This is a genomic window from Pseudomonas sp. MWU15-20650, from assembly GCF_023242475.1.
Classification (GTDB): domain Bacteria; phylum Pseudomonadota; class Gammaproteobacteria; order Pseudomonadales; family Pseudomonadaceae; genus Aquipseudomonas.
In genome coordinates, this window is record NZ_JALJFG010000007.1 from 77,132 (window position 1) to 102,578 (window position 25,447).

Genomic DNA, 25,447 nt, shown 5'->3' on the forward strand with positions numbered 1-25,447 from the left:
CTTGCGACGCCAACACCCCGCTCGCTAACAGTGCCCCAACGCGTAGATACCTGATCATCTCGCCACAGCCTCTTTCATGCGACCAAGGCCACTGAAAGGCAGCGTATGCACGTGGGTCGCGCCCTGGTCATCCAGGGTGCTGAAGCGCAACGTCGCCGGCCCTTGCCACGGCGCAACCGTGCCCGTTATCGCAATGTTTGTTGTAGAACGAGGCGGCAGCATCGGCGGCTCTTCATTGCGGTACTCGATACCGTCAAGGGTCAGGACGACACTTGACAACGACACATGGAAAGCACTGGGATTACGCACGTGGAGCCCCGGCCTGTCACCCTCTCGCCACCATTGCAGCGCCTGCACCGCGCCTTCAACCCGACCGTTCAGGCCGTCGGGACGCAGGAAAAGCTTGATGCGTGTGCGCAATGAAAATTGCACTTGATTGCCCGCTTCAACCGTAGGCCGGATACCCAGTACATTCAGCCAATACACCGACTCTTCAGGGGGCGTCGCGGCGTGCCCTGGCACGGGGTGATGAACCACGCGCAACGCCTGGGTCTTGCCGGTTTCCAGTCTCAGGACCGGTGGCGTCACCGTAAACGGGACATCGCTCAGTTCCGGCAAAGCCTGTGGATCGCCCTCATCAATCCACGCCTGGATCAATCTGGGGCCGTCGGCCTTATTGTGCAGGTTGACTGTCACCCCCCGCGCGGCGGCCGGGTAAATGACGCGGGTTCGGTCAATGACAATTTCGCCATAAGCCGCCCCCCCTTGTACTGCCAGCACCAGACCGGATACGGCCTTCAACAGCTTGGTGATGATCATCAACCGTTCTCCTCATGCCTGGCGGTGTCGCCTCTGCACTGACTGACCAATTGGTCGGCGTTCTCCTGGCGCTGCCCGGGCTGGCGGGGTGGCAAGCGGTAATGGATATAGCACCGATCGCCCGCCGCCTCAGTCCATCGGACGGTCAGCGTGCCTTGGTCAGCGGCGCCTCGTACAAACGCCTTGCCGGCTTGTCCGATAACCCCGACTTCGCGGCCATGCTCATCGAATACCTGGGCAGCAAACGGCAGCGGCCTGCCATCTGGATGGGTGGCCTTGATCACCAGGGCGCGGCCGCTGACGGTCTCGAACTTGACCAGCGACACCGCCCCCACGGTCGGCACGACGGAGCGGTTGGACTCCTTCAGTTCTACATCCACGGGCATGCCTTCCGGGTCGATATCGACTGCATTGGTGTGGAATGCCCGAAGGGACGGCAAAACCCCATAGCCGTGCTTATCGATATGCGCACCGGAGCTGCCGAGCTGCGCACCCTGGGCATGCGGTGCATACACCAACGCCGACGCTTCACCGAGGCTTTGCGAGAAGGTGATGCCACCGCCATGGGCGATGAGCCCGCCATCGGCACTCATGGACAATTGCGAGCTGTCCCGGCTCTGGCCGTAACCGGCACGCCAGTTGGCTTCGCTACCGCGATAACCTGCGTAGGCATTGAAGCTGGAGCCGTCCTGGTTGCCCGTGCTGCGGCTGCCGATCAGCCCGTACTGAGTTTGAGCCTCCTCCCCGAGCAAACCATGAACCCCGACCTGTTGTTGACTCCCTTGCACATCACCGGCATCCCGAGAAAACGAACTGCTCAGGGTCGCTGCCCTCGGGCCATCACCCAGTGGCATGGAGAGCGTCAGCACCAGGTGATTTTCAACACGCCCGGGCTGCGCCAACCGCCCGAAAAAAATGTCGTCACTGCGTTCACGGTCGCTCAACTGGTGCGTCTCGCTGATGATTGAGCGCTGCGCCGAGAGGCTCCAGTTGAGCTTCTTCCAGGTAGCGCCATACGTGGCCGTGAATGATGTTTGGCGCCCTTGCCGTCCGGACCAGTAGTCGATGGAGCTGCCGTACAAGCTCAGCGTGCCCTCCCCCAACTGCTGGCTGATTGTCAGATCCAGGCGGCTTTTCTGGCGGGCATAACGGTCGAGGCTCCCACCGTGGCGCCCCAAATCCTGCACATTCATTGCGTCCGGCAGGCTCAAATAGCCAGAGGTGGAGAACCGATAGGCGCCCAGCGCAAAATGGGTCCCGGAGAACGGCACATTTTTGCTATAGGCCAGCCCCCAGCTTTGACCGCTGATCACACCGTGCCCCTGCACTTGGGCACGCGAGTGGGTGGTGTCCAGCGCGAACCCACCCAGCAGCGTACTCATTGCCAGCCCCGCCTTGCCTTGACCGTAACCTTGGGAAAACGTACTGCCACCGTAGACGGACAGGTTATCGACAAGGCCATGCTGGAGCGTACCCTGGAACACCGAGGGGCTGGTGCCGCTGACCCCACGCTGTTGCACACGCCCCAGGGTCGCGCTGTATTGAGTGGCGCCGTAGCGCAAAAGGTGCGGGGCCGCTGAATAAGGCACGACAAAGGTGCTGCGTCGCCCGTCCACTTCCGTGACGCTGACGTTGAGGTCGCCACCGTAGCCGGTGGGGTACAGGTCGTCGATCACAAAGGGCCCAGGCGCCACGGTGGTTTCATAAAGGGTGTAACCGTTCTGGCGTACCGTCACCGTTGCGTTGCTGTCGGCGACGCCACGCACCTGCGGTGCATGGCCTTGTTGCGACTGAGCCAGCATGCGGTCATCGCTCGCCAGGGTAATGCCCCGCACACGCACGCCGTCGAGGATCTGACCGCTGCTGAAACTGTCGCCAACGGTCAGTTGGGAACGCCAGGTTGAAAGGGACCGTTGCAGGAAAGTCGCCGTTTGTTGATAAGGCACCAGACCGTTTCGCGACGCCCACGCCTGCCCGCCCTGGTGGCGCAGCCGCCAATCGCCCAGGTTGACGCCACCATTAAGGCCCAGATAAGCCCGATCCTCGCCTTCACCCGCGGTCACGGCACCGGCAGTAAAGTTGTAATTGAGCAGCACGGCGTCAACGCCTTTGTCCCATTGCGCGGGGTCAACGTAGCCCCGTACATAGCGGTTGATATAGAGCTGCGGGATGCTGAGGTTCAGCGTCAGAGACTCGATATCGACGCTGCTGCCGGCCATGGGAATCCATTGGTCAACATCGCGGCAGGCAGTGTCTGTGGTGCTCTCCAATTTTTGCGTCACGACCCCCAGTTGGGCCAGTTGCTCCAGGTTCAAGCAAGGCTGTGCTCCCTCCAGTTGATTACGCGATACAAACCTGATCTCGCGACGCCCCATTGATTGTCCGTTGAGCATGACATCCAGGCGGTAGACGCCCGGAGCCAATGCATTACGGGTATTGAACCGCGAGATATCCGCCGTGCTGGTCAGGCCACTGGCAAACGCCTCTATGTCAAACAGCAACGGGGCCGCCTCGGCCGACATCAGTAGCGGGCTGAGTACGCCAAGCAACAACAGAAACCGAGGGTTGGATAACAGCCAGGCAGAAACTCGATAACACGTTAAATGCAGTGAGGCAGACATAGTCAGAACTTCAGCGGAGCACGTTGCGCCACGGAAAACGCGCCGTAATCGTTGATGTATTTGAAATGCACTTGAGCGTCGGCAGGAATCACGTGCACGACCTCGCGCACCGGCAGGTTCAAATGGCCACCGGGAGGCACCATGCCCGCTCCCACAGGCAGCAGGCTCGCACCAGGTTGCGAGCCCATGGCCAGCGCCACCTCATTGAACGTCACGTGATAGGCCGATGGATTGTGCACTTGCAGCAACGAGCCTTGGGCACTGCGGTGCAGGGTCCAGTGCAATTGAGTAGGCGCCTCATCCGCGCTGCCCGGCAAATGCGAGGGGCGAAAGAACACTTTGGTACGGATACGAAAAGCGAACTGCAGGTGGTTCGATGAGGTGTCGTCCGGCGTCAAGTGCGGCGCATTGATTTTGGGGGGGATCTCCAGGGCATTTAGCCAGAACAACGACTCCCGGTCGCCCGGCAACGGGTCCTGGGTATAAACCAACCGTACCGCCTGACTTTTACCCGGGTCCAGGCGGAATACCGGGGGCGAAAGGCTGAAAGGCACGTCGCTGCGCGATGGGTCTGGCGCTTTGTCGCCCTGGTCCAGCCACACCTGGACAAGACGCGGTGCCTGTTGATCATCGTTGGTCAGGCGCAGCGTGATTTCACGTCGCTCCTGCGGGTAGATGTGCCGCGTGCCGTCGATCACCAAGCCCGCGTGGGCAATGGTGGGCAAGCCTATGAGGCTCAATAGCAGTGTTCGGGCAAACATGAGAGTGTCCTTCAAGGCGCTATTGGGTGCCTGGCGAACGGCCGGGCACCTTAGCCTTGCTCAGGGGAACGTCACCGAATACAACACTTGCGTGCTTACCGGACCCGGAGTTGCTTTCCCAGTGGCAAAATATTGAGCGGCAAACGGTAACGAGACCGTGCCGCTTTCGGGAACTGTGGCGCTGCTCGAATTCATGGCCAGTCGAAGGTCCATGGGGCGGTTGGTGGTGCCGTCCACAATCTGTACTTCAACGAGGGACGCAGGTTTTGGCTTGGCCGGGGCCTGGTTCATCAAGTTACCGGTCGCCGGGTTGATCGCCGGGCTGCTGCTCTCATACAACACCGCGACAACCGTATCCTTCGGGCAAGTGCTCACATGGATAAAGAACGGTTTCGATCCGGCCGTCTGACCGGGCGCGTTGAGGGCGCTGGCCTGGACCTTGTTGAGTGCCACCGAAAAGTTCGGGCTGGCGCCAGGCGTCGAGCCTGACCCGCCACTGATGCTGCAGGTTGTACCGGTGATCTCGCCGGTCAGGGTAATGGTGCCGTCTGCGGCAAACACAGGCAGGGCGGCAACGCCGGTAGCCGCCAGAAAGACAACGGCCAGTGCGATCTTCTTCATTGCTGAGATTTCCTCGTCATGTCATTAAAGCGTTGCAAGTCGCCTTTCGATAATCGAAAGACGAGACCCGGCCGTCCCGCCAAAATTGGGCTGATACGGCTGTGAGAGAGGTTTGAAGGGTTATCGCTCCTGCGTCTCTTACTTTTTGCAACGATGTTTATCTTGCCAACGTGAAGTGCCCGTCACAACTGACCGAACGGCTAGGTCAGTCCGATTCAAACAAGTGAGCACAGCCTGGAAATGCCATCTATCATCGGCACATATCACTCTTTTTTCCGCCACTGGCTGCCCCCGATGCCCCTGACCGCCAAAGGCCCCCGAAGCCGAGTTTCACGCTACCTCATCAGCGCCGTCTGCGGCCTGCTGCCCGTTCTACTCGGGGTTGCGATTCTTCATTGGCAAGCCGAACGCACGCTTGAACAAAGCACCACCCAAACCGCTAAAGAAGCGATACGCCAGTTTGACTTGATGCTCGACAACACCGCCCTCGCCGCTCGGACGTTGCTGCCGTTGGCCGGCCAGCCCTGTGATAAAGGGGCAAAACTGGCGCTGCGTGAGCAGGTCACGCGCCGACCGTTTGTGCGCGCCACCACCTTGTCCTGGCAAAGAAACATTTATTGCAGCTCACTGTTTGGCAGCAGCCACCAGTCGCCGGTCAACCCGGATGACTACGTGGGAGGCCGGCTGTGGTTGATGAGCGGCAACCCCGTCACCCCGGACACGGCATTGCTGGTGTACCGGCTGGTAGAGGGCGATCGAGGGGCGTTTGCCTCGATTGACGGCTACCACCTCACGAACGCCTTGCGTTTGATCAGCCGTTACGCGCACCTGGTACTGCAAGTCGGCCCCAACTGGCTGGATGCCAACGGCAAAGTACATGACGGCCCAGTGCCGGAATTTGCGGTAGCCCATCACCATTTGGCGTCCGCGCATTATCAATACAGTGTCGAGGCGGGTATGCCCGCGGGTGAAACCTGGCGTTATATGCAGGCCCGTTACCCGGCGTTGTTCAGCCTGGTGGTGTTCTTTGGTGTGCTGGCAGGCGTCCTGGCGCATTGGTTGCAAAAGCGCTCCTCGGCCCCCACCCAAGAGTTGCAACGCGCATTGAGCGCCAATGAATTCATCCCGTATTTCCAACCGGTAGTGCGCGGCGACACACGCCAATGGGCTGGCTGTGAAGTGCTGATGCGCTGGAAACACCCAAAGGAGGGCCTGGTGCGGCCGGACTTGTTCATTCCGCTGGCCGAGCACTCTGGCCTGATCGTGCCGATGACACGGGCCTTGCTGCGCCAGACCGCCGCGCAACTGGCGCCCCATGCCGCACGGTTCAGCCCCGGTTTCCATATCGGCGTCAACATTACCGCACGGCATTGCCAGGACCTCGAACTGGTGCAGGACTGCCGGGAGTTCCTCGCCGCCTTCCCGCCCGGCCAGGTCAGCCTGGTGCTGGAGTTGACCGAGCGGGAGCTGATCGAACCTACCGACACCACCCGCCGCTTGTTCGATGCCCTGCACCAACTGGGCGTGCTGATTGCGATTGATGACTTTGGTACCGGCCATTCCAGCCTGGGTTACTTGCGCAACTTCAATGTCGACTACTTGAAGATTGATCAAAGTTTCGTCGCCATGATCGGGGCGGATGCACTGTCGCGGCACATTCTTGACAGCATCATAGAACTGTCGGGCAAGCTGGATCTGGGTATCGTTGCCGAAGGCGTGGAAACAGCCGAACAGTGTGAGTACCTTGTTGCACAAGGCGTAGACTTCTTACAGGGCTATCTGTTCGGGCGGCCGTTGCCTTGCGATGAATTCATTAAATCTTTGGCCAGCCATTGAATAGACACCGACGACCTTCGATGAAAGGTTGTTATTTCGACAACAGACATGATTTACTCAAGATGGATTAACTACTACAATTTTTCCAGCCTGTGCAGCACTCGCAGAACGGCCGTTTTCGTTAAGTTTCCTTAACGCTCTTGGCTGATAGCTTTGTCTGCAGTTGATAGCAGCAAAATACACTATTGGAGTACATATTTTGTCCAGACTCGCCGAATTTCGCGCAGCAGAAAAAGCCCTTAAAGAGCAGCTTGCCCAGCTGGAATCCTTGAAGAACGACGCAGGCTTGAAGAAAGAAATCGAATTCGAAGAAAAGCTTAAAAAGCTGATGGACAGCTACGGTAAAAGTCTGCGCGACGTGATCTCCATCCTTGATCCAACCCCAAGCAAGGGGGGCCTTACGATTGCCGCCGCACCAAAACAACGCCGTGCACGGGTGGTCAAGGTGTATCACAACCCACACACTGGCGAGTTGATCGAGACCAAAGGCGGCAACCACCGCGGCCTGAAAGCCTGGAAAGAACAGTACGGCGCCGCCACTGTAGATTCCTGGCTTCGCGGCTGATCAATATGCACTAACAAAGAGCCCCGCATAAGCGGGGCTTTTTGTTGTCTATGGGTTCGAAAACGAACTTAACTAACCGTTCATCTTGTTCACAATCGATCAGGTTAACGCGCTCAAAGTTTCAGGCTGTCACGCACCGAACTGACTTCGTCCTTACTGGCTTCGTAGGCTTGTGTTTGGCCCGCGTATGAAAATACATACGCTCTCTCGGCACCCACTGCGGCGACTAATGTTTGTGACAGCACATGCCGTCCATTCTCGGTAATCACACAGGTAGTTTCCAACGCCTCAAGATGACTCAATGTCGTGGGGTGCATCTTGCTGCATACGCTTTGATAACCGCCTTGGGCAAAATCTTTCTGGATCGATTTGCGCATTTCCAGCAACACACCCTGAAGATTAACTTTATGCCCGGCGTCGATCGGTGTACCGGTCAACTCCATGACCATCAAGGTCGCGCCATTTTCATCATTCTTGATCGCCCGCTGCCGGGACACCGCTTGAGGCTTTTCGGGCGTTTCACCATCGGGCACGACTTCCTCGACCTGCCAACCGCTGGGCCAATGAATCTCCGGGTCGGCGGCTAGCACGAACGGGCTGCCCAACAGTAAACACACAGCGCTCAACAACGGCTTACGAAACTCGATCATTGCGAAAAACACCCAAGGTTCCAACGGCAAAGTTTGAGGCCCAGCCCCCGCCGGTCGCAAGGACCGCGTGACCTTTTTCATTTGGCTCAGCAGGCGACGCTTGCGTATCATGGCTCGGTGACAAGGATGCCAGCCGCAAGCCAAGGGACCGCTCATCTCACCTCAAGCCGCGTTTGCCCCATTTTTTTCTGGAGGGCCCATGAGCCTGCACGAACTGAACACCTTCCCGGGCGTCACCGCCCAACCTGACACCGCCACCTCGAACTTCGTGTTCAACCACACCATGCTGCGGGTCAAAGACATCACCAAGTCGCTGGATTTCTATACCCGCGTCCTGGGCTTCTCCCTGGTTGAAAAACGTGACTTCCCGGAAGCTGAATTCAGCCTGTATTTCCTGGCTTTGGTCGACAAGGCCCAGATCCCGGCCGATGCCGCCGAGCGTACGCAATGGATGAAGTCAATTCCAGGCATTCTGGAGCTGACCCACAACCACGGCACCGAAAACGATGCCGACTTCGCCTACCACAACGGCAACACTGACCCACGTGGCTTTGGTCATATCTGCATTTCGGTTCCGGATATCGTCGCGGCCTGCGAGCGCTTCGAAGCCCTGGGCTGTGATTTCCAGAAACGCCTGACCGATGGCCGCATGAAGAGCCTGGCTTTCATCAAGGACCCGGACGCGTACTGGGTTGAGATCATCCAGCCAGCACCGATGTAAACGTTTCACGCAGAACAAAAAAACCCATGATCGCTCATGGGTTTTTTCATTTGCGGGGCTGACGTCAGGCCGGGGCGGACGTACGGATCAGGTGGTCGAACGCACTCAGGGAGGCTTTGGCGCCCTCACCTACTGCAATCACGATCTGCTTGTACGGCACGGTTGTCACATCACCGGCAGCAAACACGCCAGGCAGTGACGTCTCACCACGCGCATCGACAATAATCTCGCCACGAGGCGTCAGCTCGACTGTACCTTTGAGCCAGTCCGTGTTCGGCAGCAAACCGATCTGCACAAAGATACCTTCCAGGTCGACGGTCTTGAACTCACCACTGTCGCGGTCCTTGTAGGCCAGGCCAGTGACTTTTTGGCCATCGCCTTTGACTTCACTGGTCAACGCGCTGGTGATGACATCCACGTTCGGCAGGCTGTAGAGCTTGCGCTGCAACACGGCATCGGCACGCAGCTTGCTGTCGAACTCAAGCAAGGTAACGTGACTGACGATACCGGCCAGGTCGATGGCCGCTTCAACGCCGGAGTTACCGCCGCCGATCACCGCCACACGCTTGCCCTTGAACAGCGGGCCATCGCAGTGCGGACAGAAGCACACGCCCTTGGCTTTGTATGCCTGCTCGCCCGGCACCCCCATTTCGCGCCAGCGCGCACCCGTGGCCAGGATCACCGTCTTGGACTTGAGCGTGGCGCCGCTTTCAAAGCGAATTTCGTGCAAGTCACCGGCTTTTTTTGCCGGGACCAAGTGGCTGGCACGTTGCAGGTTCATGATATCCACGTCGTACTGACGCACGTGAGCTTCCAGCGCACTGGCCAGTTTCGGCCCTTCGGTTTCCTGTACCGAGATAAAGTTCTCGATCGACATGGTGTCCAACACCTGGCCACCGAATCGCTCGGCCGCCACACCGGTACGGATACCTTTACGCGCCGCGTAGATCGCCGCCGAAGAACCCGCAGGGCCGCCGCCTACGACCAACACATCAAAGGCGTCCTTGGCGCTGATTTTTTCGGCAGCTTTTTCGATCCCGCTGGTGTCGAGCTTGGCGAGGATTTCTTCCAGGCCCATACGGCCCTGGCCGAAGTTCACACCGTTGAGGTAGACGCTGGGCACCGCCATGATCTGGCGCTCATCGACTTCAGCCTGGAACAACGCGCCATCGATCGCCACGTGGCGGATATTCGGGTTGAGCACAGCCATCAGGTTCAGGGCCTGGACCACGTCCGGGCAGTTCTGGCACGACAGCGAGAAATAAGTCTCGAAGCTGAACTCGCCTTTCAGGGCGCGGATCTGTTCAATCACTTCGACACTCGCCTTCGACGGGTGGCCACCGACTTGCAGCAGGGCCAGCACCAGCGAAGTGAATTCATGGCCCATGGGGATGCCGGCGAAACGCAGGCTGATATCGGCACCCGGGCGGTTGATAGAGAACGATGGCTTACGTGCATCATTGCCATCGCTCTTCAGGGTAATCAGCGTGGTGAGGCTGGTTACGTCCTGCAAAAGGGCAAGCATTTCCTGGGATTTCGCGCCGTCGTCGAGGGAGGCGACGATCTCGATCGGCTGGGTGACCCGCTCCAGGTATGACTTCAACTGAGCTTTAAGATTGGCGTCCAACATACGGGCGATTTCCTATTAATTCGGTTTATTGCAGACAAAAAAACGCCCGAGCGAATCTCGCCCGGGCGTTTTGAGGGCGGATGCAGCTTACTTAAGTGCGGATTCCCGCCCTTGATACGTCTTCACAGACTTAGATCTTGCCGACCAGGTCCAAGGACGGAGCCAGGGTGGCCTCGCCTTCTTTCCACTTGGCTGGGCACACTTCGCCTGGGTGGGCAGCAACGTACTGGGCAGCTTTGATCTTGCGCAGCAGCTCGGAAGCGTCACGGCCAACACCGCCGTCGTTCAGTTCGACAATCTTGATCTGACCTTCTGGGTTGATCACGAAAGTGCCGCGGTCTGCCAGGCCAGCTTCTTCGATCAGCACGTCGAAGTTGCGGGAGATGGTCAGGGTTGGGTCGCCGATCATGGTGTATTGGATCTTGCCGATGGCTGGCGAAGTGTTGTGCCAGGCAGCGTGTGCAAAGTGGGTGTCAGTGGAAACGCTGTAGATTTCGACGCCCAGCTTCTGGAATTCGGCGTAGTTGTCAGCCAGGTCTTCCAGCTCGGTTGGGCAAACGAAGGTGAAGTCGGCTGGGTAGAAGAACACGACCGACCATTTGCCTTTCAGGTCAGCGTCGGACACCTCTACGAAGCTGCCGTTTTTGAATGCGGTGGCTTTAAACGGTTTTACTTGGCTGTTGATGATAGGCATCGTTGACTCTCCGTCAGGGGTTAAGAAGTTGATGAGATGAATCCTACCCACTCTCTCGGCCGATGGCTCATTGGCAAACCTGATGCTGACGATTGGTTTTCCCTATCAGATGACCGTACTAATAGAAGAAATCTTAAATCAGCGGTTGGGAGGCCAGCGTCATGCCGAGAAAGGGCGTCGCTTCAACATAGCGCATGGCGGATTTCATGTCGTTCCAGCCGACGTAACTCATCAGCGACTTCAAATCCCAGCCGCTGCGATGGGCCCAGGTAGCAAAGCCGCGTCGCAGGGAGTGGCTGGTGTACTGTTCGGCGGCAATGCCTGCGCGCTCCAGAGCTTGGCGTAATAACGGGATCACACTGTTGGGGTGCAACCCCTCCTCACCCAGGTTGCCCCAGCGATCGATCCCGCGAAATACCGGCCCACGCACCAGCGCCGAAACGCTGAGCCAGTCGCAATAGGCGTGTACCGGGCATAGGCGCAGCAGTGCCGGTGTCTGGTAGGTCTTGCCGAGGTTGTCCCGATCGCTCTTGCTACGCGGCAAGTACAGGCTGATGCCGGCCCCTGGCACCGCGTGCACGTGTTCGATATCCAGGCGGCAGAGTTCATCACTGCGAAAGCCGCGCCAGAACCCCAGCAGGATCAACGCCGTGTCGCGCTTGGCCCGCAACAACCGCGGCTGATCCAGATTGTCGCTCGCCTCTTTGGCTTCAACCTCAAGGGATGCAATCACTTGCTCCAGGTGCTTGAGCTGCAACGGCTCGGCCTGCCTCTCCCGCACCAGGTGTAGCGCCCGAATGCCCTTGAGCACCTTGCGTACCACCGGCGCCTTGGTCGGGTCGGGAAAGCCCTGGCTGGTATGCCACTGCGCCAATGCCGAAAGCCGCAGTTTCAACGTATTCACCGCCAGCACCCCGGCATGCGCCACCAGATACCGCGCCACGCTGTCACTGGTGGCAGGCAGAAACCCGCCCCAACTCACTTCAAAGTGCTCGATGGCCGCACGATAACTGCGGCGTGTGTTGTCGCGCGTGGCGGCGTTGAGGTAACGATCCAGGTCGCTCATGGGAGCCTTTTCGTACGGCGGGTGGATGAATGGGCGATGAAAATGCGGATGACACGGGATAATACGCCAATATCCCGCCTGTTAAATCATGAATTTCAACGCTATTTTATTCGTGTTAGAGTATGTATATACATACCATGTACCACAGTACTAAATCGACGGAGACCCCATGGCTCGCGGCGGCATAAACAAAGCAGTAGTTCAGACGGCACGCTTGGCAATCCTCGCCCGCGGCGAAAACCCCAGCATCGATGCCGTACGCATCGAGATGGGGAATACCGGCTCGAAAACCACTATTCATCGCTATTTGAAGGAGCTGGACGACAGCGAAAACCGGCTGACCATTACCGAAGCGCCAATAGACGACGAGCTGGGTGAACTGGTCGCGCGCCTGGCCCAGCGCCTCAAAGACAAGGCTCAGGAGCCGATTGACCTGGCCCTGGCGCAATTCGAGCAGCAAAAGGCCGCCCTGCTCGCCCAAGTGCAAGCGCTTGAAGAAGCTCACGACCTGCTCAAGCAGCAATTTGATATCCAGGCCGCGGCCTTGGCGCAAGAAAGTGCAGCCCTGCAAACGGCCAGTACCAGCCTGCAGAGCGAGCAAACACGCAATGCCGGACTAAGCCAGGCGTGCAGTGATTACGAACTGAGGATCAACGACAAAGACGAGCAGATTCGCTCTTTGGAAGACAAGCACCTGCACGCTCGGGACGCCCTTGAGCACTACCGCAATGCGGTCAAGGAGCAGCGTGAGCAGGAGCAGCGTCGCCACGAAGGCCAGTTGCAGCAGGTACAGGCCGAACTGCGTCAGGCCCAGCAAAGTGCCCTGGTGCGCCAGGATGAAATCACCCAGCTGCATCGTGACAACGAGCGCTTGCTGATTGAGCATCGGGTAACGACGAAGGAACTGAGCGCGCTGCAAGAACAAGCCCGCAAAGACCAGGCTCTACAGTTCAAGCTGAACGAGCAGGTCAGCCAGATCGACAGCGAGCGCACCCTGCTTCAGGAGCGCCTGCGGGTTGCCGTGCTGGACAGCCAGTCCCGCCAGGAGGCACTGATCGAGCACCAGCACAGCAACAAGGCGCTGGAGCTGGAACTGGTCAAGGCCCAAGCCAGCATCGAAGCGCTGCGCCTGGCAGCCGTCGTTGCAACGGCGCCAGAGGCAACTGGCGAAGCCTGATCAGCCGGTCACAGGCGTGCGCAGGGTGACAAACTCTTCCGCCGCCGTAGGATGCACGCCGATGGTCTCGTCGAAATGCTGCTTGGTCGCGCCCGCCTTGAGCGCGATCGCCAGGCCCTGCACGATTTCACCGGCGTCCGGACCGACCATATGGCAACCCAGCACCTTGTCGGTGTCGGCATCGACCACCAGCTTCATCAGGGTCTTTTCCTGACAGTCAGTGAGCGTCAACTTCATCGGCCGGAAACGGCTTTCGAAGATCTGCACGTTGTGCCCCTTGTCTTGCGCCTCCTCTTGCGTCAAGCCAACAGTGCCGATGTTCGGCAAACTGAACACCGCCGTCGGAATATTTGCGTAATCTACCGGCCGGTATTGCTCGGGCTTGAACAGGCGACGCGCGACAGCCATGCCTTCCGCCAGTGCGACCGGCGTCAGTTGCACGCGACCAATCACATCGCCAATGGCCAGGATGGACGGCTCGGCAGTCTGGTACAGGTCATCCACCTCAACGAAGCCACGCTTGTCGAGCTTGACGCCGGTATTTTCCAGGCCCAGGTTATCCAGCATCGGTCGACGGCCAGTGGCATAGAACACGCAATCAGCTTCCAGCACGCGACCGTCTTTTAGGGTGGCTTTGAGGCTGCCGTCCGCTTGCTTCTCGATGCGTTCGATATCGGCATTAAACTGCAGGTCCAGGCCGCGCTTGGTCAACTCCTCCTGCAAGTGCTTACGCACGGCACCATCAAAACCGCGCAAGAACAGGTCACCGCGATACAACAGCGAGGTCTGCGCGCCCAGGCCATGGAAAATACCTGCGAACTCAACGGCGATATAACCCCCGCCGACCACCAGCACGCGCTTGGGCAACGTTTTTAGGAAGAACGCCTCATTGGAACCGATGGCGTGTTCGCGACCAGGAATCTCTGGAATCTGCGGCCAGCCGCCCGTGGCAATGAGAATGTGCCTGGCGGTAAAACGCGCACCATTGATCTCTACCTGATGTGCATCAACCAGTCGCGCGTGCCCTTCGTGCAGGGTCACGCCACTGTTAACCAGCAGATTGCGATAAATGCCGTTGAGGCGATTGATTTCACGGTCCTTGTTGGCGATCAGGGTCGCCCAGTCAAAGTTCGCCTCGCCCAGCGACCAGCCAAACCCGCTGGCTTGTTCAAAGTCTTCGGCAAAATGAGCGCCGTATACCAACAGTTTCTTCGGCACGCAGCCGACGTTCACGCACGTACCGCCCAGATAGCGGCTTTCGGCCACGGCCACCTTGGCGCCAAAGCCTGCGGCAAAACGCGCCGCGCGCACACCACCGGAACCGGCGCCAATTACATACAGATCAAAATCGTAGGCCATTTCACTCTCCTCGGCAGGACGTCAGCATACCGACTTACATAAGGCTGAAAAACGAAAAAGCCACCCGAAGGTGGCTTTTTTAGGCAGGCAACCGTGTATCAGTAAGCCTTACCAGTCTTGTAGAAGTGCTCGTAGCAGAAGTTGGTCGCCTCGATGTAGCCTTCGGCGCCACCGCAGTCAAAACGACGGCCTTTGAATTTGTAGGCAATAACACAACCGTCTTTGGCTTGCTTCAACAGGGCGTCAGTGATCTGGATTTCGCCGCCCTTGCCTGGCTCGGTTTCTTCGATCAGCTTGAAGATATCCGGTGTCAGGATGTAACGGCCGATGATCGCCAGGTTCGACGGTGCATCTTCGGGGGCCGGTTTCTCGACCATGTCGCGTACACGGATCAGGCCGTCACCAATGTCATCGCCGGCAATTACGCCGTACTTGTTGGTTTCTTGAGGGTCAACCTCTTGAACCGCAACGATGGTGCAGCGGTATTTCTGGTACAGCTTGACCATCTGGGTCAGTACGCCATCGCCTTCCAGGTTCACACACAAGTCATCGGCCAGCACTACCGCGAAGGGCTCGTCGCCGATCAATGGGCGGCCGGTCAGGATGGCATGGCCAAGGCCTTTCATCTGGGTCTGACGGGTGTAGGAGAACGAGCACTCGTCCAGCAGCTTACGGATACCAACCAGGTATTTTTCCTTGTCGGTGCCCTTGATCTGGTTTTCCAGCTCGTAGCTGATGTCGAAGTGGTCTTCCAGTGCGCGCTTACCACGGCCCGTCACGATGGAGATTTCGTTCAAGCCGGCATCCAGAGCCTCTTCGACGCCGTACTGAATCAGTGGCTTGTTCACCACCGGCAGCATCTCTTTGGGCATGGCTTTGGTCGCTGGCAAGAAGCGAGTGCCGTAACCGGCTGCTGGGAACAAGCATTTCTTGATCATATAAGTCCTTACAAAGGGCTGTGCGTACGAAATTCGGCGCAGTCTAATCAGGCCGCAGTCACCTTACAATGGGTCCTGCTGGCGTTGCGATGTCATCATAGAGAAAAAATGTCGGCGTAAGTTCCGCTGTTCCTACAAAGAGCGTTACCAACCGCTAGGCAAAACATGCCTTGGCGCCTTTATTTAAAAGGGCTGTAACCGTTTTAGCACGCTTTTCGATGCCCGGCACTGACATGCAACAACTTACGCTGCTCCATCGCATTTGGCGCTATGATTGCACCCTTGATCCAGACCACGAGATTGTTAATAGATGTCAGAACCAAAAGGCGTAAACGGCTACTTGATCACGCAGCGAGCGGACGGCTGGCACTTGATCAACTTTCACGGTGACAGCGTCGCCGGTTCCTTCGCAACCGAGTCTCAAGCGATTGCGGTTGCCGAAGTGTTTGTAGACGAAGCCGGCCATGCGTCGAGCAAACGGCCCAAAGGCAAGTAAAACTCGCCCCGCTGCCGATGAAAGCCCCGATCAACGGGGCTTTTTTGCGTTTGGCTGTACCTTGATGGCCGTTAGCTATAGTCTCCCTCCAACGCCCCACGACAGTGTCAGCGCCCTCCAACACCCTCGACGACGACCCCCTTATGAACAAAATCCTGGCACTGACTGCGGTATTGGCGCTGGCCGGCTGCACCACCACGTCCGACACCTACCTGAAAAACGGTGAGCAAGGCCTGACCATCGACTGCTCGGGCGAGGCCAACTCCTGGGCCAGCTGTTATGAGAAAGCCGATGCCTCCTGCGCAGGCACCGGCTACCGCATCGTCGGCACCGCAGGCACCCCAGCCCTGAAGGAAAGCGACAAGACCCTGGGCAAGGACGTCGGTAATTTCAAGAGCCGCAGTGTTGTCGTGGTCTGCAAATAATTCGTCGCGCTACAGGTGAACTTCGGCGAACTTGATACCCAGGCCACGCAAGATGTCGATCAGGTCGTCCAGGCGCGGGAATGACTCGACCTCATCCTGATCGTCCACCAGGAAGTAACTGCGGCCACCACTTTTCTTGAAAAATACGATCCACTCGCCGAGATCGGCGGGGTTCTGGATGACATGAGTCGCCGAAATCTGACCTTCGGCATGGCGGGCTTTGACGTGTTCGCGCTTCATAACGGGCTTTCCAAGAAGGGCAAATGCCGCTCAAACCCAGGGCTTGAGCGGCATTTTTGTAGTGAATACCCAACAGTTTAACGGATGCCCTGCCCAATCAGCACGCCGTCTACCGTTTGGCCGTAAAGATTGACCCCGTCGTTGGCGTGACACTTCACGCGGGTGTTCTCTACCCAAAACCACGGCAAAAAAAAGCCTGACACGGCGCAAGCAGGGTCAGGCTTTTTTATCGGGTTCAGTGCGTGGGACAAGCCTGGGGCTCAGCCGGAAATACAATCCTCCCCAGCTTTCTTGATGTCGCCTGGCCGGATCGGCACATTGGACATGCTTTCATAGAGCTTGATACTGCTGCCACTGGAGCGCTCTTCAATTTCAAAGATTGCCGAAGGATCAGCCGAGAATTTCTGCGGCACAATCACCTGAACCCCATCTTTATGAGGCTCGATCTGTGGTGGCCGGCGGGTCGTGGCCAATTTTCGCACTACGCACGCAGCATATTCCGGCGGTTTTTTCCCTGAAATGACCACCAATGTGGGTGGGGTCTGCTTGATATCTGCAACCGAAGCACATCCGCCTATCGCCAAGGCCAGCACCAACACACTCCACTTCATACTAAAACCTCCGATAAAGACCCTACGACAGCGGGGATGGTAAATTTCTCCCGCCAACGTAGGATTTATCTCTTAAAACTCGGTAAATAACTGTTTTAAATTGTCGAAGTCGTCGACGACGACCCGATAATAAACGCGCTGGGGCTGATAAACTCCATCTTAACCTACGTATCGTTCTGATTTTTCAGAAAAAGCCCTTCTGGAGACACCCCATGAAATTCATCCACCAGCGTGAGCATCTCAACGAGGGAGACATTGTCGTTATCGAATGCTCGCAGACCTGCAACATTCGCCTGATGAGTGACGCCAATTTCCGCAGCTTCAAAAACGGCGGTCGCCATACCTACCACGGTGGCGCATTCGATAAGTTCCCGGCAAAAATCACCGCACCCAGCACCGGGTTCTGGAACATTACCCTGGATGTAGTGACACGCCGTGCCATCAGCGTCACCCGCAAACCGACGTTGTCCCACAAGATCCGTATCGTTCGTCGCACCAGCACTAAGCTGAGCTGATCCGAACACCGACAGGAAAAAACCAGTGACCGCCACGACCAAATACGTCATCAAGTACAAGCTCAACGGCGAACGCCGCTTTGAATTTGCCCAGTTGCACACCCAGAGCGTCGAAGAAGCCAAGCAAGCCCTGGCGAAAATCCACGATGCCAGCGACGAAATTACCGACATCAACGTGAGCAAGGCGCTGTAAGCCATGCAAGGCCCTACCGGCGAACTGTTCACCGAAGATGTCCTGCAACAGCGGCCGGGACGCGAGCAGATTGGCCAAGAGTCTTATGTGTTAAGGGGCTATGCCCTACCCTGGATTGACCGCGTGTTGCCCCAGTTGCGAGGTGTCCTGGCCCAATCACCGTTTCGGCAAATGGTCACGCCTGGAGGCTTCCCCCTGTCGGCGGCGCTGAGCAGCTGCGGAGAGCTGGGTTGGACCACCGACAGCACCGGTTATCGCTACAGCCCGCTTGATCCCCGCAGCCAGCAACCTTGGCCGGCCATGCCTGACACCCTGCGGCAACTGGCCGTGCTGGCGGCGATAGAGGCCGGCTTCTGCGACTTCTCGCCGGATGCCTGCCTGATCAACCGCTATGTGCCCGGGGCGAAGATGTCCTTGCATCAGGATAAGAACGAATGCAACTACAGCGCGCCCGTGGTCTCGGTATCCCTGGGCATGCCGGCGATTTTCCTGTTTGGGGGGCATGCGCGCAGTGACAAGCCGCAAAGGATCTCGCTGTTTCACGGCGATGTGGTGGTCTGGGGCGGCGTCGATCGCTTGCGCTTTCATGGGGTCATGCCGATCAAGGAAGGCGTGCATTCGATCATGGGGCCGCAACGTATCAATCTGACCTTCCGTACTGCTGGCTAATTTGACCGCAAGCTTCAGAGTGTCGAGCGTTCCCCGCATGGTTAAGCTGCCCATGAACCGTCAAGAGTGCAGGCCATGAACAACGAACAAGACCCTCGCTGGGCCGCCATCGTCGCCCGCGATGTCAAGGCTGACACGCTGTTTGTCTACGGCGTGAAAACCACAGGTGTGTATTGCCGGCCCAGTAGCGCCTCACGCTTGCCACGCCCGGAAAATATCGAATTCTTCGACTCCCCGGCGCAAGCCGAAGCAGCGGGTTACCGCCCAAGCAAGCGCGCCACCGGCGACCAGACCCAGTTGGCCGCCCACCATGCGCAGTTAGTCGCCGATGCGTGCAGGCATATCGAACAGGCCGAAACACCGCCGAGCCTGGAGACACTCGCCCGCCTCGCCGGGTTGAGTACGTTCCACTTCCATCGCATCTTCAAAGCCATCACCGGGCTGACGCCCAAGGGGTACGCCGGCGCCCTTCGCTCACGCAAAGTGCGCGTCGGCCTCAAGGGCCAGCACTCCGTTACAGCAACGCTGTACGACGCCGGATTCAATTCCAACAGTCGTTTCTATGAGTCCGCTGATCAGTTACTCGGAATGACGCCCAGCGATTACAAAGCCGGTGGTCTCAATAGCACGATTCATTTTGCGGTGGGCCAATGCTCGCTGGGTGCGATTCTGGTGGCCCAGAGCCAACGTGGCGTGTGCGCGATTTTGTTGGGGGATGATCCGGACCTGCTGGTGCGAGACCTGCAGGACCAATTTCCCAAGGCCGAATTGGTCGGCGCGGATCGAAACTTTGAGCAATTGGTCGCCCAGGTCGTGGGCTTTATCGAAGCACCCGCCCTGGGTTTGGATTTGCCCCTGGACTTGCGCGGCACCGCCTTTCAGGAGCGTGTATGGCAGGCGCTGCGCGAAATCCCAGTGGGCAGCACCGCCAGCTATGCGCAGATTGCCGAGCGTATCGGCGCGCCCAAATCCTTTCGTGCCGTGGCCCAGGCCTGTGGAGCCAACCACTTGGCGGTGGCGATCCCCTGTCACCGTGTGGTGCGCAGCAACGGCGAGCTGTCCGGTTACCGCTGGGGCGTAGAGCGCAAGCGGCAACTGCTGGAACGGGAAACTCGGTGAGTCGCTAGCGGATGCCGATATAAATCAGCGCCTCCTCGTCCGCCTTATACACCTCGAAGTCCGTCACAAACGCTCGCGACTCAACACCAGGCTGCTCGAAATAGGCCCACACCCGTTGCCAGGTCGCAATGATTGCTTCCGGCATCGGCCCATGGGCCTCAAATACCAGATAACGCCCTGGCTCAATCACCAGGCTTTCAAAACCGCGTGCCGATGCTGCGCTGGCAACGCCTGCCGTCACATCAAACAAGCCCCGCGCATCCGACTCGTAGCCGCTGTACACCCCGTACACCGGTGACTCTGGCTGCTTGCCTGGAATCTTCTGGTAAAGCCCTTCACTAAAAAATCGTTGCCACATCGGGCCGATTTTCGCGCTGGAGGGCTGCAACTCATCCTCATTACGTGTCCGAACTTGCAGCCCGGACACCCTGATTGCCGCCACCACCTGTTCCTTGATCGCTTGCAAAGCCCTCTCCTTTTAGAACTTGAATTTACGTTGACGGAATTCGGCGACCCGATGCCGATTGCCACACCATGCCATCAGGCTGAAAATCAGCGCCCCCCCATAAATTAGCCGCTGCTTGGGCGATCGGCGACAAAAATTGCTCTGCTGTTTGCGCTGGCAGGTGATCCGGGGTCAGTGCTTCATATGGCCGCCCACATTCACGCCGTACCGGGCCATGCCATCGGCTCATCAATGCCGCATAAAAACCCACCTTCGTCCAGTGAATAAAACAGACTGGCCGGGTGCCAATGGCCCTGCTAAAACAGCAAAAAGTCTTACTAACGCTGGAGACGCATCCCATGAGCACCTGGCCAGACACGCGCATTCTCGACTTGCTAGGCATCGATGTGCCCATTATTCAGGCCCCGATGGCCGGGGCGACCACCGCCGCCATGGTCATCGCCGCCAGTCAAGCCGGCGGCCTGGGTTCAATGCCTGCTGCCGCACTCAGTATCGAGCAATTGCGCGAGGCGTTGACGGCCATCCGCCAAGCCGGTGCGCACCCCATCAACGTAAACTTTTTCTGCCATCAACCGCCCGAAGCGGACGAAGGGCGTGACCGCCGCTGGAAGGAACTGCTGGAACCCTACTACCGTGAACTGGGCGCCGACTTTGATGCGCCAACGCCCGTATCCAACCGTGCCCCCTTTAACGATGCGGCCTGCCAGGTGATCGAAGCGTTCCGCCCGGAAGTAGTCAGTTTCCACTTCGGCCTGCCGGAAAAAGCCCTGCTGGACCGGGTAAAAGCCACCGGCGCCAAGGTGCTGTCATCGGCCACGACCGTCGAAGAAGCGATCTGGCTGGAAAAAAATGGCTGCGATGCAATTATCGCTATGGGCTTCGAAGCCGGTGGGCATCGCGGCATGTTCCTGAGCGACAACCTCAACAGCCAGATTGGCTTGATGGCGCTGGTGCCGCAGATCGTGGATGCCGTCAGCGTGCCGGTGATTGCCGCCGGCGGAATCGGCGACGCACGAGGCATTGTCGCGGCACTCGCCCTGGGTGCCTCGGCGGTGCAGATTGGCACGGCGTACCTGTTCACCCCCGAAGCCACCGTCACCGCGGCCCATCACCATGCGCTGCGCCATGCCCAAGCCAGCGAAACGGCGCTGACCAATCTATTCACCGGCCGCCCGGCGCGGGGCATCGTCAACCGCGTGATGCGTGAGCTCGGTGCAATCAACCCGGCGGCCCCAGCGTTCCCTCGGTCCGGCGGTGCGTTGATGCCACTCAAAGCCAAGGATGAAGCGGGTTTCAGCAACCTGTGGTCCGGCCAGGCACTGCGCCTGGGCAAAGACATGTCCACTTATGACCTCACGCGCGAACTGGCCGAGCAAGCGCTGGCCAAGCTGCAGCGGAACTGACACCAGGGGCAACTTTGCACTGTACCGGCAATGGCCAACCGCTATATATTCCCATACATAGCGGTTAAGCCTTCCACCTATAACAAGCCGTACACCCCCAATGGAGCTGCTTCATGATGATCCGCACCTCACGCCTGGCCCCCGCGGCCCTCGCCACTCTGATTGGCGCCTTTGCCTTGGGCTCAGCTCAAGCCGATGAAGTCCAGGTTGCCGTCGCCGCGAATTTCACCGCGCCGATCCAGGCGATTGCCGCCGACTTCGAAAAAGAGACGGGCCACAAACTGGTTGCCGCCTACGGTGCCACCGGCCAGTTCTACACCCAGATCAAGAACGGCGCACCGTTCGAAGTGTTCCTGAGCGCCGACGACACCACCCCGCAAAAACTCGAAACCGAAGGCGACGCGGTCAAAGGTTCACGCTTCACCTATGCGGTCGGTAAGTTGGCGCTGTGGTCGGCAAAAGCGGGCTACGTGGATGCCCAGGGAGACGTGCTGAAGCAGAACGCGTTCAAGCACCTGTCCATCGCCAACCCCAAAGCCGCCCCCTACGGCCTGGCTGCCACGCAAGTGCTGGCCGAGGAAGGCTTGACCGACAAGGTCAAGGACAAGCTTGTTGAAGGCCAGAACATCACCCAAGCCTACCAATTCGTGTCCACCGGCAATGCCGAACTGGGTTTTGTCGCCTTGTCGCAAATCTATAAAGACGGCAAAGTCACCAGCGGTTCGGCGTGGATCGTTCCTGCGTCCATGCATGACCCCATCAAGCAAGACGCCGTGATTCTCAACAAGGGCAAGGACAGTGCAGCCGCCAAGGCGCTGGTTGAATACTTGAAAGGGCCCAAGGCGACGGCTGTTATCAAATCCTACGGTTACGAGCTCTAAATGCCGCTATCGAGTGCCGATTTTTCCGCTATCTGGCTGACCATCAAACTGGCATCACTGACCACCGTGATCCTGTTGGTCATCGGCACTCCGATTGCCCTGTGGCTGTCACGCACCCGTTCCTGGTGGCGCGGCCCCATCGGGGCAATCGTCGCATTACCGTTGGTGTTGCCACCGACGGTCATCGGTTTCTACTTGCTGTTGACCATGGGACCCAACGGTTATTTTGGCCAGTTCACCCAATGGCTGGGCCTGGGCACCCTGACCTTCAGTTTCGCCGGGCTGGTGATCGGCTCGGTGCTGTACTCCATGCCCTTTGTGGTGCAGCCGTTGCAGAACGCCTTTGGCGCCATAGGCACGCGCCCGCTGGAGGTGGCCGCGACCTTGCGTGCCAACCCCTGGGATACGTTTTTTACGGTGATCCTGCCCCTGGCGCGCCCCGGGTTTATCACCGCGTCGATTCTCGGCTTTGCGCATACCGTCGGCGAGTTCGGCGTGGTGTTGATGATCGGCGGCAATATTCCTGACAAGACCCGGGTGGTCTCGGTGCAGATCTACGACCACGTCGAAGCCATGGAGTACGCCCAGGCCCACTGGCTGGCCGGTTCCATGGTGGTGTTTGCGTTCCTCGTGTTGCTGGCGCTCTACTCCAGCCGTAAAACCAAGATGGGCTGGAGCTGACCGCAATGATTGATGTACGCCTGCACTTGAAGTATTCCGGCTTCGCACTGGACGTCGACCTGCAGTTACCCGGCCGCGGTGTCAGCGCGCTGTACGGGCATTCGGGCTCCGGCAAGACCACCTGCCTGCGATGTATCGCGGGATTGGAGCGCGCCGAAGAGGGGTTTATCCAGATCAACGATGAGGTCTGGCAAGACAGCCGCAACGGGGTATTTGTACCACCGCATAAGCGCGCCTTGGGTTATGTGTTTCAGGAGGCGAGCCTGTTTGCGCATCTGTCGGTGCGGGCCAACCTGGCGTTCGGCCTCAAGCGCATTCCACGCCCCCAACGGCGCGTGGACATGGCCCATGCCACCGAGTTGCTGGGGATCGGCCACCTGCTCGACCGTCACCCACAGCACTTGTCCGGCGGCGAACGCCAGCGCATCGGTATCGCCCGTGCACTGCTGACCAGCCCCCAATTGTTGTTGATGGATGAACCACTGGCGGCGCTGGACAGCAAGCGCAAAAGCGAAATTTTGCCTTACCTGGAACGCCTGCACGACGAACTGGATATCCCGGTGCTGTACGTCAGCCATGCCCAGGACGAAGTCGCGCGGCTGGCCGACCATATCGTGTTACTCAGCGACGGCAAGGCCCTGGCCAGTGGCCCCATCGGCCAAACCCTGGCGCGGCTCGACCTGCCCCTGGCCTTGGGCGACGATGCCGGCGTGGTGTTCAATGGCAGCGTCAGCGCCTACGACGCGCACTATCAACTGCTGACCCTGCAATTGCCCGGTTGCCCGCTGCAGATCCGCGTGGCCCACACGCCAATGGCACTCGGCAAACAGCTGCGAGTCAAGATACAAGCACGGGATGTGAGCCTCAGCCTGCAGGCGGAAGAACACAGCAGCATCCTGAATCGTTTGCCTGTGACAGTAACCCAGGAAATCGTTGCCGATAACAACGCCCATGTGCTGGTGCGCCTGGACGCGGGAGGCACGCCGTTGCTGGCCCGCATCACCCGGTTCTCCCGGGACCAGTTGCAGCTGTGTCCGGGCCAGACCCTGTGGGCGCAAATCAAGGCGGTCGCGGTACTGGCATAACCCGTTGGCACGACCGCACAGCGCTGCGGTCAATCAGACATACCGGCCTGATTTGTTGCCAAGGAATTCGCACCATGCCCGACTCGTTACTGCCTGCTGACCTGCCTCGCGACCTGCATTACGTTGACGACACCCAACCCGGCATTCGCCGTAAAAAGCAGCGGGGCACATTCCAGTATGTCGACCCTCAAGGCGCGCGCATCACCGACGCTGATGAAATCCAGCGCCTGAATGCCCTGGCCGTGCCGCCCGCCTACACCGACGTGTGGATCTGTGCCGACCCATGCGGCCATCTGCAAGCCACCGGCCGTGATGCCCGTGGTCGCAAGCAGTATCGCTATCACCCGCGCTGGCGTGAGGTGCGCGACAGCGACAAATATTCACGCCTGCAAGCATTCGGCAAAGCCTTGCCTGGGTTGCGCAAGCAATTGGAAGCCCAGATCGCCGAGCCCGGCTTCACGCGGGAAAAAGTCCTGGCGACCGTGGTGATGCTGCTGGATGCCACGCTGATCCGTGTCGGTAATGCCCAATACGCACGGGACAACAAATCCTACGGGCTGACCACCCTGCGCAATCGGCATGTGGACGTCAACGGTAGCCAGATCCGCTTCCAGTTTCGCGGCAAGAGCGGCGTGGAACATCAGGTCAGCGTCAAGGACCGGCGCCTGGCCAACGTGGTCAAGCGCTGCATGGAACTGCCAGGACAGAACCTGTTCCAGTACCTGGACGAAGAGGGTGAACGCCATACCGTCAGCTCCCACGACGTCAACGCCTACCTGCACAGCCTCACCGGCGACGACTTCACCGCCAAGGACTACCGCACCTGGGCCGGCACGGCCATGGCGCTGGCAGTATTGCGCGAGCTGGCATGGCAGCCAGAGTCCGATGCAAAACGGCACGTGGTGGCGACGGTCAGGGACGTTGCCAGGCAGTTGGGGAATACGCCGGCAGTGTGCCGCAAGTGCTATATCCACCCAGCGGTGCTTGAGCATTTCAGCCTGGGCGAACTGTCGAAGCTGCCCAAGCCACGGGTACGCAAGGGCTTGAAAGCCGAGGAAGTGGCCTTGGCGATGTTCCTGGAGCAATTGGCCGCAGGCTTGCCCAAGAACGCCAAGGTGGGTTAGCCTTCCGGTCCCTTCTGACTTACGGGATGACTGCCGACGTGAACAACTAAGCCTTCCAAAATGTATCTGCAACGAGCCGCC

General features: G+C 58.8%; 28 protein-coding genes and 1 pseudogene. 15 read left to right on the forward strand and 14 right to left on the reverse strand.

What is annotated here, in order from left to right; translation table 11 throughout:
* Positions 1-54: 54 nt before the first annotated feature.
* The 4 genes from M5B43_RS08875 to M5B43_RS08890 are packed head-to-tail and all read right to left on the reverse strand — an operon-like array spanning position 55 to position 4,822.
* Entirely contained in the window at positions 55-819 is a 765-nt protein-coding gene (locus tag M5B43_RS08875) for a fimbria/pilus periplasmic chaperone (protein ID WP_248749741.1), read from the reverse strand.
* Positions 819-3,440, reverse strand: a complete 2,622-nt coding sequence (locus M5B43_RS08880) for a fimbria/pilus outer membrane usher protein (protein ID WP_248749742.1) — start codon at positions 3,438-3,440, stop codon at positions 819-821. Before M5B43_RS08880 ends, M5B43_RS08875 begins: the two co-directional genes overlap by 1 nt.
* A gap of 2 nt (positions 3,441-3,442) precedes the next feature.
* Positions 3,443-4,201 (reverse strand): molecular chaperone, encoded by a 759-nt coding sequence (locus M5B43_RS08885; protein WP_248749743.1) that lies wholly within the window; start codon positions 4,199-4,201, stop codon positions 3,443-3,445.
* Positions 4,202-4,261: 60 nt separating this feature from the next.
* Positions 4,262-4,822, reverse strand: a complete 561-nt coding sequence (locus tag M5B43_RS08890) for a fimbrial protein (RefSeq protein WP_248749744.1) — start codon at positions 4,820-4,822, stop codon at positions 4,262-4,264.
* 294 nt (positions 4,823-5,116) lie between these two features.
* Here M5B43_RS08890 and M5B43_RS08895 point away from each other — a divergent pair, with 294 nt between their 5' ends.
* Together M5B43_RS08895 and M5B43_RS08900 are read left to right on the forward strand one after the other, a co-directional pair.
* Positions 5,117-6,658: an EAL domain-containing protein gene (locus M5B43_RS08895; protein WP_248749745.1), complete on the forward strand. Its 1,542-nt coding sequence runs from the start codon at positions 5,117-5,119 to the stop codon at positions 6,656-6,658.
* 199 nt (positions 6,659-6,857) lie between these two features.
* A complete protein-coding gene (locus M5B43_RS08900) occupies positions 6,858-7,223 on the forward strand; it encodes a histone-like nucleoid-structuring protein, MvaT/MvaU family (protein WP_248749746.1) in 366 nt (121 codons plus the stop codon).
* A 113-nt stretch (positions 7,224-7,336) separates the two neighbouring features.
* Here the strand turns inward: M5B43_RS08900 and M5B43_RS08905 are convergent, their stop codons facing one another.
* Positions 7,337-7,873, reverse strand: a complete 537-nt coding sequence (locus M5B43_RS08905) for a DUF4946 domain-containing protein (protein ID WP_248749852.1) — start codon at positions 7,871-7,873, stop codon at positions 7,337-7,339.
* Between the two features lie 199 nt (positions 7,874-8,072).
* On the opposite strand from M5B43_RS08905, the gene gloA reads away from it, so the two are divergent.
* Positions 8,073-8,594: a lactoylglutathione lyase gene (gene gloA / locus M5B43_RS08910; RefSeq protein WP_034119640.1), complete on the forward strand. Its 522-nt coding sequence runs from the start codon at positions 8,073-8,075 to the stop codon at positions 8,592-8,594.
* A gap of 64 nt (positions 8,595-8,658) precedes the next feature.
* Here gloA and ahpF read toward each other — a convergent pair whose 3' ends face one another.
* The 3 genes from ahpF to M5B43_RS08925 form a co-directional block, all read right to left on the reverse strand.
* Positions 8,659-10,224, reverse strand: coding sequence for an alkyl hydroperoxide reductase subunit F (gene ahpF / locus M5B43_RS08915; RefSeq protein WP_248749747.1), 1,566 nt, complete (start codon positions 10,222-10,224; stop codon positions 8,659-8,661).
* 130 nt (positions 10,225-10,354) lie between these two features.
* Positions 10,355-10,918 (reverse strand): alkyl hydroperoxide reductase subunit C, encoded by a 564-nt coding sequence (ahpC, locus tag M5B43_RS08920; protein ID WP_248749748.1) that lies wholly within the window; start codon positions 10,916-10,918, stop codon positions 10,355-10,357.
* A 133-nt stretch (positions 10,919-11,051) separates the two neighbouring features.
* Entirely contained in the window at positions 11,052-11,984 is a 933-nt protein-coding gene (locus M5B43_RS08925; RefSeq protein ID WP_248749749.1) for a site-specific integrase, read from the reverse strand.
* A gap of 169 nt (positions 11,985-12,153) precedes the next feature.
* Between M5B43_RS08925 and M5B43_RS08930 the strand changes: the two genes are divergently transcribed.
* The gene (locus M5B43_RS08930) at positions 12,154-13,161 is read left to right on the forward strand and encodes a DNA-binding protein (RefSeq protein ID WP_248749750.1); all 1,008 of its coding nucleotides are present in this window, start codon (positions 12,154-12,156) and stop codon (positions 13,159-13,161) included.
* On the opposite strand, the gene gorA is transcribed toward M5B43_RS08930, so the two are convergent.
* Both gorA and galU read right to left on the reverse strand, forming a co-directional pair.
* A complete protein-coding gene (gene gorA / locus M5B43_RS08935; protein WP_248749751.1) occupies positions 13,162-14,520 on the reverse strand; it encodes a glutathione-disulfide reductase in 1,359 nt (452 codons plus the stop codon).
* 98 nt (positions 14,521-14,618) lie between these two features.
* Positions 14,619-15,458 carry a UTP--glucose-1-phosphate uridylyltransferase GalU gene (gene galU / locus M5B43_RS08940; protein ID WP_003212579.1) on the reverse strand — a complete coding sequence of 280 codons (840 nt, stop codon included), beginning with the start codon at positions 15,456-15,458 and terminating at the stop codon, positions 14,619-14,621.
* 310 nt (positions 15,459-15,768) lie between these two features.
* On the opposite strand from galU, the gene M5B43_RS08945 reads away from it, so the two are divergent.
* Complete coding sequence (locus tag M5B43_RS08945; RefSeq protein WP_248749752.1) at positions 15,769-15,954, forward strand: hypothetical protein; 186 nt, start codon at positions 15,769-15,771, stop codon at positions 15,952-15,954.
* A gap of 143 nt (positions 15,955-16,097) precedes the next feature.
* Positions 16,098-16,379: a hypothetical protein gene (locus M5B43_RS08950; protein ID WP_248749753.1), complete on the forward strand. Its 282-nt coding sequence runs from the start codon at positions 16,098-16,100 to the stop codon at positions 16,377-16,379.
* 9 nt (positions 16,380-16,388) lie between these two features.
* On the opposite strand, the gene M5B43_RS08955 is transcribed toward M5B43_RS08950, so the two are convergent.
* The 3 genes and pseudogenes from M5B43_RS08955 to M5B43_RS08965 form a co-directional block, all read right to left on the reverse strand.
* The gene (locus tag M5B43_RS08955) at positions 16,389-16,619 is read right to left on the reverse strand and encodes a hypothetical protein (RefSeq protein WP_248749754.1); all 231 of its coding nucleotides are present in this window, start codon (positions 16,617-16,619) and stop codon (positions 16,389-16,391) included.
* A gap of 77 nt (positions 16,620-16,696) precedes the next feature.
* Positions 16,697-16,792: pseudogene (locus tag M5B43_RS08960) on the reverse strand (cytochrome C); the annotation flags it as partial.
* Positions 16,793-16,879: 87 nt separating this feature from the next.
* Complete coding sequence (locus M5B43_RS08965; protein WP_248749755.1) at positions 16,880-17,230, reverse strand: hypothetical protein; 351 nt, start codon at positions 17,228-17,230, stop codon at positions 16,880-16,882.
* Between the two features lie 212 nt (positions 17,231-17,442).
* Between M5B43_RS08965 and M5B43_RS08970 the strand changes: the two genes are divergently transcribed.
* The 4 genes from M5B43_RS08970 to ada all read left to right on the forward strand — a co-directional run bounded on the left by M5B43_RS08970 (position 17,443) and on the right by ada (position 19,726).
* A complete protein-coding gene (locus M5B43_RS08970; protein WP_207045785.1) occupies positions 17,443-17,745 on the forward strand; it encodes a DUF1883 domain-containing protein in 303 nt (100 codons plus the stop codon).
* A gap of 25 nt (positions 17,746-17,770) precedes the next feature.
* A complete protein-coding gene (locus M5B43_RS08975) occupies positions 17,771-17,938 on the forward strand; it encodes a hypothetical protein (RefSeq protein WP_248749756.1) in 168 nt (55 codons plus the stop codon).
* 3 nt (positions 17,939-17,941) lie between these two features.
* The gene (alkB, locus tag M5B43_RS08980) at positions 17,942-18,607 is read left to right on the forward strand and encodes a DNA oxidative demethylase AlkB (RefSeq protein WP_248749757.1); all 666 of its coding nucleotides are present in this window, start codon (positions 17,942-17,944) and stop codon (positions 18,605-18,607) included.
* Positions 18,608-18,682: 75 nt separating this feature from the next.
* Positions 18,683-19,726, forward strand: coding sequence for a bifunctional DNA-binding transcriptional regulator/O6-methylguanine-DNA methyltransferase Ada (ada, locus tag M5B43_RS08985; protein ID WP_248749758.1), 1,044 nt, complete (start codon positions 18,683-18,685; stop codon positions 19,724-19,726).
* Between the two features lie 4 nt (positions 19,727-19,730).
* Here ada and M5B43_RS08990 read toward each other — a convergent pair whose 3' ends face one another.
* Positions 19,731-20,192: a GyrI-like domain-containing protein gene (locus M5B43_RS08990; RefSeq protein ID WP_248749759.1), complete on the reverse strand. Its 462-nt coding sequence runs from the start codon at positions 20,190-20,192 to the stop codon at positions 19,731-19,733.
* Positions 20,193-20,530: 338 nt separating this feature from the next.
* On the opposite strand from M5B43_RS08990, the gene M5B43_RS08995 reads away from it, so the two are divergent.
* The 5 genes from M5B43_RS08995 (at position 20,531) to M5B43_RS09015 (ending at position 25,366) form a co-directional block, all read left to right on the forward strand.
* Positions 20,531-21,595 (forward strand): nitronate monooxygenase, encoded by a 1,065-nt coding sequence (locus M5B43_RS08995; protein ID WP_248749760.1) that lies wholly within the window; start codon positions 20,531-20,533, stop codon positions 21,593-21,595.
* A gap of 113 nt (positions 21,596-21,708) precedes the next feature.
* Complete coding sequence (gene modA / locus M5B43_RS09000) at positions 21,709-22,476, forward strand: molybdate ABC transporter substrate-binding protein (protein WP_248749761.1); 768 nt, start codon at positions 21,709-21,711, stop codon at positions 22,474-22,476.
* Positions 22,477-23,157 (forward strand): molybdate ABC transporter permease subunit, encoded by a 681-nt coding sequence (gene modB / locus M5B43_RS09005; protein ID WP_248749762.1) that lies wholly within the window; start codon positions 22,477-22,479, stop codon positions 23,155-23,157. It abuts the gene before it with no gap.
* A gap of 5 nt (positions 23,158-23,162) precedes the next feature.
* Entirely contained in the window at positions 23,163-24,242 is a 1,080-nt protein-coding gene (gene modC, locus M5B43_RS09010; protein ID WP_248749763.1) for a molybdenum ABC transporter ATP-binding protein, read from the forward strand.
* Between the two features lie 74 nt (positions 24,243-24,316).
* On the forward strand, positions 24,317-25,366 hold the full coding sequence (locus tag M5B43_RS09015; protein ID WP_248749764.1) for a DNA topoisomerase IB: 1,050 nt from the start codon (positions 24,317-24,319) through the stop codon (positions 25,364-25,366).
* Positions 25,367-25,447 lie beyond the last annotated feature (81 nt).